10 protein-coding genes are annotated in these 12,912 nt (G+C 71.6%); 4 read left to right on the top strand and 6 right to left on the bottom strand.

Going from position 1 to position 12,912, the window contains the following annotated elements; translation table 11 throughout:
• Window positions 1–4: 4 nt before the first annotated feature.
• Window positions 5–1,120, bottom strand: coding sequence for an alpha/beta hydrolase-fold protein (locus tag ACIRJP_RS27980; protein WP_404179687.1), 1,116 nt, complete (start codon window positions 1,118–1,120; stop codon window positions 5–7).
• A gap of 171 nt (window positions 1,121–1,291) precedes the next feature.
• Between ACIRJP_RS27980 and ACIRJP_RS27975 the strand changes: the two genes are divergently transcribed.
• Window positions 1,292–1,501 (top strand): MbtH family protein, encoded by a 210-nt coding sequence (locus ACIRJP_RS27975; RefSeq protein ID WP_404179684.1) that lies wholly within the window; start codon window positions 1,292–1,294, stop codon window positions 1,499–1,501.
• A gap of 10 nt (window positions 1,502–1,511) precedes the next feature.
• Entirely contained in the window at window positions 1,512–2,033 is a 522-nt protein-coding gene (locus ACIRJP_RS27970; RefSeq protein WP_404179681.1) for a GNAT family N-acetyltransferase, read from the top strand.
• 77 nt (window positions 2,034–2,110) lie between these two features.
• Here the strand turns inward: ACIRJP_RS27970 and argB are convergent, their stop codons facing one another.
• Both argB and ACIRJP_RS27960 read right to left on the bottom strand, forming a co-directional pair.
• Window positions 2,111–3,019: an acetylglutamate kinase gene (gene argB, locus ACIRJP_RS27965; protein WP_404179678.1), complete on the bottom strand. Its 909-nt coding sequence runs from the start codon at window positions 3,017–3,019 to the stop codon at window positions 2,111–2,113.
• Between the two features lie 329 nt (window positions 3,020–3,348).
• Window positions 3,349–4,332 (bottom strand): LuxR family transcriptional regulator, encoded by a 984-nt coding sequence (locus tag ACIRJP_RS27960; protein ID WP_404179675.1) that lies wholly within the window; start codon window positions 4,330–4,332, stop codon window positions 3,349–3,351.
• Between the two features lie 240 nt (window positions 4,333–4,572).
• Between ACIRJP_RS27960 and ACIRJP_RS27955 the strand changes: the two genes are divergently transcribed.
• Window positions 4,573–5,985, top strand: coding sequence for an aminopeptidase P family protein (locus tag ACIRJP_RS27955; protein WP_404179672.1), 1,413 nt, complete (start codon window positions 4,573–4,575; stop codon window positions 5,983–5,985).
• A gap of 37 nt (window positions 5,986–6,022) precedes the next feature.
• On the opposite strand, the gene ACIRJP_RS27950 is transcribed toward ACIRJP_RS27955, so the two are convergent.
• Window positions 6,023–7,234, bottom strand: coding sequence for a Dyp-type peroxidase (locus tag ACIRJP_RS27950; protein WP_404179669.1), 1,212 nt, complete (start codon window positions 7,232–7,234; stop codon window positions 6,023–6,025).
• Window positions 7,235–7,330: 96 nt separating this feature from the next.
• Here ACIRJP_RS27950 and ACIRJP_RS27945 point away from each other — a divergent pair, with 96 nt between their 5' ends.
• Window positions 7,331–8,632, top strand: a complete 1,302-nt coding sequence (locus ACIRJP_RS27945) for a right-handed parallel beta-helix repeat-containing protein (protein ID WP_404179666.1) — start codon at window positions 7,331–7,333, stop codon at window positions 8,630–8,632.
• A 51-nt stretch (window positions 8,633–8,683) separates the two neighbouring features.
• Here the strand turns inward: ACIRJP_RS27945 and ACIRJP_RS27940 are convergent, their stop codons facing one another.
• Window positions 8,684–9,526, bottom strand: a complete 843-nt coding sequence (locus ACIRJP_RS27940; protein ID WP_404179663.1) for a hypothetical protein — start codon at window positions 9,524–9,526, stop codon at window positions 8,684–8,686.
• A gap of 89 nt (window positions 9,527–9,615) precedes the next feature.
• A complete protein-coding gene (locus ACIRJP_RS27935) occupies window positions 9,616–12,321 on the bottom strand; it encodes an SdrD B-like domain-containing protein (protein ID WP_404179660.1) in 2,706 nt (901 codons plus the stop codon).
• Between the last annotated feature and the right edge of the window lie 591 nt (window positions 12,322–12,912).

Raw genomic sequence — 12,912 nt, 5'->3', positions numbered from 1 at the left:
CCTTTCAGAGCAGGGCCCAGGCGACGTCCCTGAGCAGGGCGTGGCGCCAGCCCGCCCGGTCGTGATCCGAGGCCGACCGCGACACCCGTACCGTCGCGCCGGCCTGTTCGGTCAGTGCCTCCGTCAGTTCGCAGTGCGGCAGCATCCGCGTCTCGTGCTCCCCGACATCGAACGCGCAGCGCAGACCGGACAGGTCGGGGCCGCGCCGCAGCCGCGCGGCGACGGCGCCGCCGACCGGACCGCCCAACGGGTCCGGCAGGTCCTCGGCCCCAGGCGACCACCAGAAGGACGGCGACTGACAGGCGACCCGCGAGACCAGGTCCGGGAACTCCAGCGCCGCGTACAGTGCGCTCAGCCCGCCCAGACTCTGCCCCGCGACCACCAGCCGGCCGGCGTCGGCGGGCACGCCGGACTCCGCGACCAGCGGCAGGAGTTCGTGCCGGACCGCCTCCCACAGCTCGGGCCTGCACCCGAACTCGGCCCGCCGGTCCTTGGCCGGAAGGAAGACCAGGGTGACGGGCGGCATCTCGCCGCAGGCGGCGGCCGAGTCGAACGCGGTCATCGCCGGGTGCAGATGCAGCCAGTCGTCCCCGTCGAGCAACAGGACCACCGGCCCGCCGCCGCCCACCGGGTGGACGCGCACGGTGCGCCGCCCGCCGAGCCGCTCGCTCGCCCAGCGGATCCGGGTGTGCGGGAGCGGCAGCACGTCGTCGGCGCCGACGACGGGCCAGTGCGGCTGGGCCGGGGCGTCCGGGGTCGCGGCGATGGACCGGTCGGCGCCCGCACCGGCCGGGTTGTACGGATCGGCACAGGCCGCGCCGCCCGCGAGGAACCGGTAGGTCACCCGCAGCCGCGCAGGCATGCGCACTTCGGCGTACCAGCAGTCGGTATCGGCCCACCGGCGCAGGGGGATCGGCTGCGACCAGCTCTCGAAGTCGATCAGCGCCTCGGACCCGCGCCACAGGAACAGGGCCCGCCAGCCGCCGTCACCGGCGGGCACGGGCACCGGTGTCCGTACCGCCGCCCAGAACTCGTCGGTGCCGGGCCTGCCGTGCAGTCCGAACCCGGCGAAGGCGTCGCCCCCGTCCTCGTCGCGGTCCCGCTCGGTCACCGGGCGCATCGACATCTCCTTGTGAGAGGAAAGGGGAAGAGGTTAGGCTCACCATGCATTAGGTGAGCCTAACCTAATATTCCTGCTCGCCTCAGCTCCGATCCAACCCGCACCCGCGCCCTGACGCACACTCACGACGCCGCCGTCATCGGCCCGTCGGCCCCGAGGAGGCACCGACACATGAGCACCAACCCCTTCGACGACCCCGAAGGCCGCTTCCTGGTCCTGGTGAACGACGAGGGACAGCACTCGCTCTGGCCGTCCTTCGCGGAGGTACCCGGCGGATGGACGATCGCCCTCGACGAGAACAGCCGCGATGCCTGCCTGGACTACGTCGAGACCCACTGGACCGACCTGCGCCCCCGGTCCCTCGCGGCGGCCACCGACTGACCCCGAAGCCTTGATCACTGCCACGCCGCGCCCGGCTCCGCTGCCGCCCGCGCCCTCCGCGCCGACGCACTCCGTGCGCCCCGCCCGCCCCCAGGACGCCGCCGCACTCGCCGGGCTGTCCCGGCCCTTCGTGCGCTCGGGGGCGCTGCGGGAGCGGCCCGTCTCGCTCTACGCCGCCCACGCGGCCGACTTCCTCTTGGCGCAGGCTCCCGGATCCCCGCTCGAAGGCTGCGTCGGCCTGCGGGTGTACCCGGCGGGTCCGGGGGAGGACCGCGGGGCCGTGGGTGTCGTGTACAACTTCTGCGTCGCCGGGCACCGGCAGGGGTTCGGCGTGGGAGCCGGGCTCCTGCGCGCCCTGCTGGCCACGGCGCGCGCCCGGTCGCTGGACACCCTGTTCACGGCGACGACCGGCGGTGGTGACCTGTTCCTCCGGTACGGCTTCGCGTCCACGACCACGCGTCCGGCGCCTACGTCCTGGGTGGAGTCCCTGGACCCCCGGCGTGACGCGCGGATCCTCGCGAAGATCCTCTGACCGCCCCGCGCGCATGCGCACCGATGGCGGCCCACGCGCAGGTGAACCGATGGCCGTTCCGAGGGTGTCCGACGCGGTCAGGCGGTGCCGCTGCCGTGCTCCGGGCCATCGCCGGGAACCACGGTTGTGCCGGGGCCGGCCCCGCCGAGGACACCGTGGAGCACGGCGTGCGGCACGCGGCCGTCGAGTACCTGCGCCCGGCCCACGCCGCCGCGGACGGCCCGCAGGCAGCCCTCCATCTTCGGCGCCATCCCGCCGGCCAGCCCCGGCAGCAGCCCCTCCAGCGCGTCGGCGGTCAACCGGCCGATCACCTCGGTGCTGTGCGGCCAGTCCGCGTACAGCCCCGCCACATCGGTGAGCATCACCAGCCGCTCGGCGTCGAGCGCCACGGCGAGGGCGGACGCCGCGAGGTCGGCGTTGACGTTGTAGACCTGTCCGTCCTCGCCGCGCGCCACGGGGGAGACCACCGGGATGTGCCCCTGCTCCAGGAGCGCGCCCACCATGCCCGGGTTCACGTCCACGATGTCACCGACCAGACCGATGTCCACCTCCCGGCCGTCCACCCGGGCCGGTCGCCGTACCGCCGTCATGGTGTGCGCGTCCTCGCCCGTCATGCCCACGGCGAAGGGTCCATGGGCGTTGATGTGACCGACCAGCTCCCGCTGGACCCGGCCGCTCAGCACCATGCGCACCACTTCCATGGTCTCCGGGGTGGTCACCCGCAGCCCCGCCTCGAAGCGGGTCTCCAGGCCGAGGCGGTCGAGCATCGAGCTGATCTGCGGCCCGCCCCCGTGCACGACGACCGGGCGCAGCCCCGTGTGCCACAGCTCCACGACATCGCGGGCGAACGTCCGTTGCAGTTCCGGGTCCACCATGGCATTGCCGCCGAACTTGACGACGACCGTGCCGCCCCGCGGTTCCTCCGGCCGGTGAAGCTGCCTGGCGGACGGATGCGCGTCCGCGCGCTCCGTGACGACCGGTCCCATGTCTGCCCCCACCCTGGTCGTTCGTCCGAGCCACTCCTGATGTCCAATTAGCTTAGCCTAACCTAAATTAACATCGAGGGTGCGTGAATGCGGGGCGGTGGAGTCCTGTAACTCGCGGCAGAGCAGGGCGTCGGGCGTCTTCCCCATGGCTCACGCGCCGGTGAAGCCGCTTCCGGCCGGCGGTGCGCCAGTCCCCGCCGTCGAGGATGCCGGCGCGCTTGTCGTCGGTGTCGTGGCGGAGCGGGCGACACACTGAGGGCTTTCGGGCGATGGCCGCAAGTGGCTTTCCCTGGAGGCCGGTTGAAAACACATCGCCACGGTCGGCGGAATCACAGCCATCCGTTGCGCTGCGCCTGCAAGGCCATCTGGAAGCGGTTCGCGGCGCCCAGCCGGGCCATCAGGACCTGGAGGCGGCGGAAGAGCGTGCGGCGGCTGATACCCAGTTCCCGGGCGATCACGTCGTCGCCGGCGCCGCCCGCAAGGAGCCACAGCAGACGGCGGTCGGCGGGTTGCAGGCCGCCCGGACGAGTGGTGCGGCCGTGGAACGGCAGCGCGTTGTGCCAGGACTGCTCGAACAGCGCCATGAGTGCGGAGAGCAGCCCGCACGGCTGGACGATCAGCATGGTGTTGTGTACGTCCGCCTCCTGGATCGACAGGGACACCAGTGCGTACGCCTCGTCGATGATCACGAGCTTGACCGGCACCGACGGCAGCACCCGGGCTCGCTCGCCGGCCCTGATGCACGGTTCGATGGCATCCTTCAGACGGCCCGGATGCTCCAGCGACTCCCGCGAGTACACGACCCGCTGCGTCACCCCCCTGGCGAGGGTGGCCAGCGCGTCGTCCGTGGCCCCGGGCAGGGGGAAGTACGGCGGTGACTCCAGCTGCCGGATCTGCTCGCGGGCGCTCGCCCAGGCCTGACGCATCCGGGGGCCGATGGCCTCGCCGGTGACGACCTCCACGAGATCGTCGTTGTACGCGGCGAGCCGCTGCCGCCGGAACGACTCGAACGCGCCCCCGACGGTGATGCGCGACTCCTCGACCTCGGCCGCACGGTGCCGGGCGAGGACCTCCAGCCCGGCGGCCGGCGGAACCGGGGCCACCACGTCCTCGCCCTCCTCGGCGGCACTGGCCAGACCGGCATCGACCAGTGCCCCGTACGCGGCGGCCAGGTCCGCACCGTCCAGACCGGCCGCTTCTGCGATCGCTCTCAGCGGCGCGGGGGCCAGTTCGAGCAGTGCCAGATAGACCCGGCCCGCCTCGTGCCCGATGCCCAGCAGCCGAAGCGCCTCGCCGAGTCTCGCGTTCCTCATGCGCCCCATTATCGACGCCTCCGGGCCGGCGGATGTGGCAGATCCGTGCCAGTGGCACTCCTGGGCACCACACGCGCGCGGTGCGGGATACCGTCCTGGAGCCGCCGACGACCGGCGGCGACGAGGGCGCCGGGTGCCACCGCGAGCAGGGCCGTCGGTACGGCCGCGCTCCACCCCTCGCCGGCGAGGAACCCACCGAGGAACCCGCACGAGGAACTCATCGAGAGGAAGGCGTACGCCGTGGCCAAGGGGCGAAAGAACGGTCTCTACTCAGGGATCTCCGAGGAACTGTCCGCTCTGATGCGGACGGGCTGGGCGGACACCGAGCGGCACGACCTGCGGCTCGACGAGCAGGCCCCGTACGCGGCCCGCCGCCGCGCCGCGCTCTCCGCGCGCTTCCCGGGCGAGCGCCTCGTGATCCCTTCCGGGAACCTCAAGACCCGTTCGAACGACGACACCTACCCGTTCCGCCCGTACACGGGTTACGTACACATGACCGGTGACCAGGCCCGGGACGGTGCTCTCGTCCTCGAACCCCGCGCGGACGGCGGCCATGACGCCTACTGCTACCAGCTGCCGCGGGACAGCAGGAACAACGACGAGTTCTGGACGGGCTCCACGGCCGAGCTGTGGATGGGCAGGCGCCGCTCCCTGGCCGAGTCGGAGCTGGTGCTCGGCCTGCCCTGCCGGGACGTCCGCACGGCGGCCGCCGACCTCGCCGCCCCCTCCGGTGCGCCGACCCGGATCGTCCGGGGCATCGACCCGTCCCTGGAGGGCGCCGTGACCACCGACGAGGAGCGCGACGCCGAACTCGAAGAGGCGCTCGGAGACCTCCGCCTCGTCAAGGACGACTGGGAGATCGGAGAGCTCCGCAAGGCCGTCGACTCCACGGTACGCGGATTCACCGACGCGATCGGTGAGCTCTCCGGCGCGGTGGAGACGTCCGAGCGGTGGATCGAGGGCACCTTCTTCCGCCGCGCCCGCCTCGAGGGCAACGCGGTCGGCTACGGCTCGATCTGCGCCGCGGGCGAGCACGCCACGATCATGCACTGGACGGACAACGACGGTCCGGTGCGCCCGGGGGAGCTGCTCCTGTTCGACGCGGGTGTGGAGACGCACACCCTCTACACCGCCGACGTCACCCGCACCCTGCCGATCAGCGGCATCTTCACTCCTGTGCAGCGCAAGGTCTACGACGCGGTGTACGAGGCCCAGGAAGCCGGCATGGCGGCTGTCAAGCCGGGCGCCGCGTACCGGGACTTCCACGAGGCCTCCCAGCGCCACCTGGCGGTACGACTGGTCGAGTGGGGCTTCATCGAGGGCCCCGCCGACCGCGCGTACGAGCTCGGCCTCCAGCGCCGCTTCACGATGGCCGGCACCGGCCACATGCTCGGCCTGGACGTCCACGACTGTGCGCAGGCCCGCAACGAGGAGTACGTCGAGGGCGTGCTGGAGCCGGGCATGGTGCTCACCGTCGAGCCCGGCCTGTACTTCCAGCCGGACGACCTCACCGTGCCCGAGGAGTGGCGCGGCATCGGCGTCCGGATCGAGGACGACCTGGTCGTCACCGAAGACGGCCACGAGAACCTGTCGGCCGGACTGCCCAGGTCGGCGGACGAGGTCGAGGAGTGGATGGCCCGGGTCGCGGGCTGAACGGTTCGGGGCGGTGAACGCGTGAACCGGGTGCACCTCATGCCCAGAGCCGTTCACCGAGGGTCCCGGGGGATCCGGCACCGGGCAGGACGTAGGCCACGGCCGAGGCCCGGTGCTGGAGGAACGGGTTGAGCGCGTCGCGGGCGGCCAGCCGGTTCTGGACGCGGGTGAACTGGGCGGCGTCGCGCATGAAGGCACAGAAGAGGAGGCCGCGGTCGCCCGGTCCGTCGTCGTAGCTGTAACTGCGGCGGAGCATACGGGCGCCGCCGTCGAAGCGGGGGCTGGCGAGGCGCACGTGGGCGGTGGCGGGGATGACATAGGAGCCGTCCGGGTTCTTGGCGTAGATGTCCGGCTCGTCGCGCTCGGCGGTGCCGGTGAGGGCGACTCCGTCACGGGCGCGGCGGCCGATCACCCGGTCGCGCCGGTCCTCGGAGAGGGCCGCGAAGCCGGAGACGTCCATGTGGATCCGGCGGTAGACCAGAACGGTGCCGTCCCCGTGGGCTCCGGGCGGGCCCCAGACCCACTGCTCGGCCGCCGGGTGATCGGGGTTGGCGGTGCCGTCCTTGGAACCGAACAGGTTGCGCGGGGTGGTGCCCGGGGGAGTGTGGGGCAGGAAGCCGGACTGGGTCCAGCGCGGCACCGCACCGGCGGCCTGCGCGGCACTGCCGACGAGTTCGGCGACGACGGTGAGCGTCCAGCGGTCGGCCGCGCTCACCTGGACCAGGACGTCGCCGTTGCTGCGGCGCGGGTCGAGGCGGTCGCCGGGGAACGGCGGTAACTCCGCCAGCGAGGCGGGGACATCGAGGTCCAGCCGGGCGGCGAGGGCGGGGCCGATGGCGACCAGGGAGGCGAGCCGGGTCGTGCCACCGCCTTGGAGCCGTGGGTCCGGCGGGGAGTCGGCGGCCGCGGTGGCGAGCGTGTTGCTCAGTGCACCGAGGACGCTGCGGAGAACCTTCCGGTCGGCGGCGGCCGAGGTCCGGGGGAGGTCGAAGGAGAGCAGGTGCGTCGCCGGCTGCTGCGGCGCCGTGACACCTGCCTGCCGGGCGCCGTGGAAGGGGATCGCGGCCTCGGCCGGCGGGGGACCGGCAGTCGCCCGGCCCGCTGCCCGGTCGTCCCGCAACAGTTCGTCGGCCGCCGCACCGGCCCCGGCGGCGAGCACCGCCCCGGCTGCGAGCAGTGCTCGACGCCGCCCGAAAGCGGTGGCCGCGGGCCGGGGTGGATCCTGGGCTTTTCCCTGTTCGGTGGGCATGGGGCTATTGGAGACGATAAAACATCTTCCATGCAAACCCTGTCTGCAGAACGCCTGTTGAACCGCTCGACAGTCCCGAGGGCGGTGTTCAGGGCGATGTCGCGTCTGTCGGTGATGCTCGTCCCGCTCGCGCTGGCGGCCACCGCATGCTCCGGTGCGGGGCCGACATCCACCGATGCGCGCCATCCAGCAGGGAGTGTGCTGCGCGTTCCGCAGGATTACCGCTCGGTGCAGCAGGCGGTTGACGCCGCCCGCGCGGGTGAGACGGTACTGATCGGCGAGGGCGTGTACCGGGAGAGCGTGCGCGTCACCAAGCCCCGAGTGGTGCTGCGCGGAACGGACCGCAACAAGGTGGTCTTCGACGGCGGTGTACGGCTGGCCAACGGCATCACCGTGACCGGTGCCGGTTCGGTGGTGGAGAACCTCACTGTGCACGGCTACCTCGCCAACGGCGTGCTGTTCACCGGCGTCACCGACGAGCGGTTGCAGCAGCGCGGCGCGGGCGGCTCCGCCTACGACCCGCTGGACACCACCCGTTTCCCTCCCGTACGCGGCTTCAGGGCGACCAGGGTCACGGCGTACAACAACGGCCTGTACGGCATCTACGCCTTTGACGCGCGCGACGGTGTGATCGAGGAGTCCTACGCCTCCGGGCACGCCGACTCAGGCATCTACGTCGGCCAGTGCAAGCCCTGCTCCACCGTCGTCCGCGGCAACACCGTGGAACGCAACGCGGTCGGCATCGAACTGACCAATGCCTCGGACGGCCTGCATGTGCTGGGTAATCGCGTCGCCCGCAACCGGGTCGGCGTCACCGTCAACTCCAACGACCTGGAAGCCCTTGCCCCTCAGCGCGGCGCGGTGATCGCGGGCAACGTGGTGGCCGACAACAACGCCGCCGACACGCCCGAGCAGGCGGACGGGGGCTTCGGTATCGGTATCGGCATCGGCGGCGGCACCGCGAACCGCGTCCAGCGCAACCTGATCCGGGGCAACCGGGCCGCCGGAGTGGTCGTCACCGACCCGCCGGGACACCCGGCGAGCGGCAATCGCGTCGAGGGCAACCGCGCCACCGGCAACGGCATCGACCTCGTACTGGCCTCGGTCGACCCCAAGAACTGTTTCGCGGACAACCGGCCCGGCACCCAGAGCCCCAACAGGCTGGAGAAACAGGCGAGTTGCGCAACGAAGGGGCGGGGTGCGCTGCCCACCGGCCGGACCGCGTCGGTGCAGGCGCCGCCCGGCGTCCCGTTCAACAAGGTACCCGCCCCGACCGCCCAGCCGTCCATGCCGGACCCGACTGCCCCGGGCCGCCCGGCGACCGGTCTGCCCGGGGCCGTCGACGAGGCCGCGTATCCGCTCCCGAAGGACGTGGACGCCGTTCCGCGTTCACGCTGAGCGCGGCGGCGCGGTCGACCACGGCACAGGACGGCCGCCGGCACCGCGATGTCAGCCGGTGGCCCACGGCGCCTCGGGGAGCTTCGCGCGGGCCTCGCGCCCGGCGAACTCCACGGTGGTCGGCGTCCCCAGGCCCGGCATCCGCATCGTCACCCGCCGCAGACCGCCGTCACCGTCGACCCAGTAGGTCAGCGGCGACCGTCCGCCGCCGGAACCCGCACCGGGCGTGGCGCCCTGGGCGCGCGGCCCGGCGAACCGGTCGTAGCCGCGGCCGTCGATGCGATCACGGCCCAGCCATCGGGCCCCGGACTGGGCGAGCAGCATCGGGTTGTCCGGGCGGTCCGCACCGAGCCCGATCAGCAACTGGAGCCCGGCGTCCAGGGGATCGGTCGTGTAGGAACGCGAGGACCAGCCCGAGCGCGGAATGTGCTCGGCCTGCTGCCAGGGCGGTCCGCTGTCGTCCTTGGGCACGGGGGCCAGGCCGAGGCCGCCGGTGTCCCAGACGATCAGCCCGTGGTCGAGCTGCCCGGTGGCGGTGCCGGAGGGACCAGAAGATCCAGTGGCTCCGGTGACCTGGTAGCTCCCCACGGCGCGATGGGTCCGGTAGTCCACAACGCCCTTGACCCGCACCGTCACTTCGCCGCCCTCGGCGGCGGTCAGCGTCACCGCCACCGGGCTGGCCTGGTACAGATTCAGCCGCGACAGCGCCAGTCTGGACGCTTCGTCCGTCGTCACCGGCCGCTCGGCGGCGGTGTCGTCGTCGGAGTGGGTCCGGTAGGCGGCCAGGCCGCCCACTGCGGTGCCGCACACCGCGATCGCGATCAGTGTTCTCAGCCAGAGGGCCCGACGCGGCGTAGGGCCGTCCGTCTTCCTCTTCCGAGCCTTCCGAGCCATGCGGTCGCCTTCTCTCATCGGTCGGTCGCGCAGGAGGGCGGGTCCGCGAACCGCTGGTTCGCGAACCCGCCCGAGTCGGACAAGATGCCCTAGCAGTGCTGTGCTTTTCGCCTGCGCACCACCACGACCAGTGCCGCACCGAGGGCGGTGAGCACGGCGCAGCCGGCCAGCGCCAGCGATACCGCCTGGCTCATGCCGGTGGCCGCCATACCACCCGAGTGGGATGCGGGGCCGGGGTTGTTGCCCGGACCCTGCGGCGGGGCCGGTTCACCCGGTTTGCCCGGGGCCGGCTCGGTCGGTTTCGGCGTCGGCTCGGTGCCGGGAATCCGTCGGTTGACCGCTGTCACCGAGACCCCGTCGTCAAGGTTCTCGGAGGTCAGCACGAGCGGCCCGAACACGTCCTCGTCCGGTGCGGCGTAACCCGCGGGCGGGGCGATCTCCTGCCAGTAGTACGTACCCGGCGCGCCGCTGCCGAGGCAGTTGCCGTCGGCCCTCGTCACGCAGGGCTCGCCGACCTTGGTGTCCGGCTCCTCGCCCGTGGTCTGCAGTTCTTCGGAGCCGTTCGTCTCCTTCCACAACTGGAATTTCGCCCCGGCCAACGCCTTGCCGTCCTGGTCGTGCTTGACCAGGCGCAGCACGCCTTCCTGCTGCCGGAAGCCGAAGTCGTAGGTGTGGTCGTTCTCCCCGGGCCCGCCGGTGGTCAGCGCGCGCTCCGGGAAGCGCGCGTTGCGCGGGACAATGCCCTTGGAGTCGACGAAGTGGTTGTCGCCGACATCCGCTTTCGTGGGCACCCACTGGTGGAGCGGACCGCCCTCGGCGTAGTCGGCCGGTTTGTCGAGGCGGATGGTGTACTTGGTCTTCGGCTGGAGACCACCGGTGACATTGGAGTCATCGAAGTAGTACTCGCCGCGCGCCGTTGTCGTGGTCGTTCCCACGAGCTTGCCCGACTCGTCGTACAGGTTGACGGTCGCGCCCACGACCGGGCGCTGGCCCGGTTTCTGGACTCCCGTGCGCTCGGGGTCGTACCAGACCCGGTTGCCGATCTGGAGCGGGGCCTGGTCGCAGAGCACCTCCAGGTCGCCCATCGAGGCGCCCTTGCCGAACGGGGCCACAGTACCCGCCGGGTTGAGGCGCAGGCCGAACTTCGGGTCCTGCTTGCCGTCGCGCTGGAGGAACGACGTGCCGTACCCGAGGGCGGTGTGGTTGGGGTCGAAAGCGGAGACCGCGATGGTGTTCTCGACCTTGGAGAGCGCCATGCCGGCGAACGCCGTGTTGCGGTGACCACCCCAGCTGGTGTCGAAGAAACGGGTGCCCCGGGGGGAGAGCCCGCAGCCGTTGTTGGTGTCCATCACATACATGCCGTCCGCCTGGCAGGCCTTGTTCAGGTCACCGCCCGACATGACGACGGCGGCGGAGCCCGGCGTGGGACCGGCCGGCGCGCGGTCGCCGAAGCGGTCGCGGAAGGCCAGCAGCATCGAGCCGTCGGACTCGAAGCCGATCTCGCCCAACTCCGGTTCGGGGTTGGCGATGGTGGAGTTGCCGCACGGACGGCCGTTCTGCGAGTCCGGGTAGGTGTTCGTCCACGGGAACCAGCCCGCGCCGTCGCACGGGCCACCGCCGACCGTGGACTGGCGCGGGTAGTCCAGCGGCTGGTCCAGCACCGGCTTCCGGAACGCTCCGGTGGCGAGGTCGAACGGCATGACCACCGCGCGCAGGTCCGACACCTTCCCGGTGGACTCGCCGGAGCACACTCCGCCGAGGTAGCCGACGCCGTCATGCAGGCCGAGGCCGAACGGGCGCCAGTCCACCGCCGTCGGACAGCCCGGGTCCGGGATGGCGTAGGCGGCCTCGGGCTCCGCTGCCGTCGCCGCCGTGGCGTCATAGCGGTAGAGCTTGCGGTTGTTGAGGTTGACGACGAACAGGTCCTTGCCGTCATCGGTGATCTTGATGCCGCCGAGGCTCTGCTTGCCGGGCACGGGGAGGAAGGCGTCGTCCGTGCCCTGGCCGTGCTCCGCCGCCCCCGCGTCCGGGACGACGGTGAATCGGGTGGTCTTCTTCTTCGCGAGGTCGGTCACGTAGATGCCCCCGGCGCCGCCCGGACCGTAGTCCGTGGTGCGCTTGGCGAGCGCCGAGGAGAACACCCGCTTGTCGGCCTTGTTCCAGGCGATGCCGAACAGTGTGCCGGTCTCGGCGTCGTTGGCGATGTTCGTGACGTTGACGTCGACGCCGTCCTGGCCGCGTGCGTCGTAGGGGAAGGAGACCAGCGTGCGCTGGGACCCTCCCTCGCGTGTGGCGGGCTGACAGGTCGTCACCAGCGGTGCGTTCTTCTGGCAGTAGTCACCCGGATTCCACAGCCCGGTGGTGTACGCCACGTTCTTGCCGTCGGAGAGGTCGACGAACTCCTCATTACTGCTCAGCTGGTTGGGTGCGCCGTCCAGTCCCTGGCGCGAGGCGAAGGCCGGGAACAGCGCACCCGGCTTCGGATTCACCACCTGCACCCGGTACTTGCCGCCACTGGGCCCGTCCGCCGCCGGGGTGAGCGTCACGGTGCCGTCGGCCGCCGTGACCCCCTCGATGCCGGCCCCGGCGTCGTCGGTGAGGGTCACCCTGACGCCCGCGATGCCCGGTTCGAGCGCGGGGGTCCACACTCCGGTGTTGTCCACGGCCCGGATCACCCGGACCGTCACCGCCCCGTCCCCCGCCTGTGAGTGCGCCACGGGCGCCGCGGCTAACGAGCCGGTGCCGATTCCGAGGGCGAGCGCGGCCAGAGAGCCGGCGGTACGGCGACCGGGCATGCCCGACCTCCGCCGACGCGTCCTGGGCGCGGCTCCCTTCACTTCTTCATTCGTTGATTTCATCTCCTGCTCTCAGTGTTCAGAAGGACCTGAGGCCCTGCCAGTGAGGGAATACATAGAGATGCGGAGAACCGCCTTTACGAGGATCTTAGAAGGGCTTTGGGCAAGATCACGGAGGAATGGTGAACTCGTCCGCCGCTGAATCTTCATGCAGTCACCACCGGTCGCGTCGCGGGCAGGGTGCCGAAGCGGTGAGCGAAATTCGTACTCCTGTCTCATTGGCCACTGTGGTGCCGACGCTGTCCTGGTTCCGGCCGGGCTCGCAGGGTGCACGCGCCGTAGCGGCCAGGTGCGCAGCCCTTCGCCCGGGAGAATCCCCAGCGCTTGCGAGGCCTCCGTAATGCTTCCCGTTCCGCCCCGGGCGGCTTGAATGCGTGCGGGACTTCACTGCACTTTCGGCCACTGGACGGTCTGTCCGTGCAAGGGGACACCAGGTCATTTCGAGGCAGCGCCCAATGAATCCGGTCCAGCCGGCAGCGCACGTGTCCGCGAGGACGTGTCCGGGGGAAGACGGCGACACCCCGGCGACGT

It is taken from the genome of Streptomyces sp. NPDC102437 (assembly GCF_044765565.1).
Taxonomy (GTDB): Bacteria; Actinomycetota; Actinomycetes; order Streptomycetales; family Streptomycetaceae; genus Streptomyces.
This window is presented reverse-complemented; position numbering and strand designations above follow the sequence as displayed.

Excerpts from the sequence above, each read along its gene's own strand:
- argB (WP_404179678.1), bottom strand. The coding sequence starts at position 3,019 with ATGGGACCGGTCGTCACGGAGCGCGCGGACGCGCATCCGTCCGCCAGG.
- ACIRJP_RS27935 (WP_404179660.1), bottom strand. The coding sequence starts at position 12,321 with ATGCCCGGTCGCCGTACCGCCGGCTCTCTGGCCGCGCTCGCCCTCGGA.
- ACIRJP_RS27960 (WP_404179675.1), bottom strand. The coding sequence starts at position 4,332 with ATGAGGAACGCGAGACTCGGCGAGGCGCTTCGGCTGCTGGGCATCGGG.
- ACIRJP_RS27975 (WP_404179684.1), top strand. The coding sequence starts at position 1,292 with ATGAGCACCAACCCCTTCGACGACCCCGAAGGCCGCTTCCTGGTCCTG.
- ACIRJP_RS27945 (WP_404179666.1), top strand. The coding sequence starts at position 7,331 with ATGTCGCGTCTGTCGGTGATGCTCGTCCCGCTCGCGCTGGCGGCCACC.
- ACIRJP_RS27940 (WP_404179663.1), bottom strand. The coding sequence starts at position 9,526 with ATGGCTCGGAAGGCTCGGAAGAGGAAGACGGACGGCCCTACGCCGCGT.
- ACIRJP_RS27980 (WP_404179687.1), bottom strand. The coding sequence starts at position 1,120 with ATGCGCCCGGTGACCGAGCGGGACCGCGACGAGGACGGGGGCGACGCC.
- ACIRJP_RS27950 (WP_404179669.1), bottom strand. The coding sequence starts at position 7,234 with ATGCCCACCGAACAGGGAAAAGCCCAGGATCCACCCCGGCCCGCGGCC.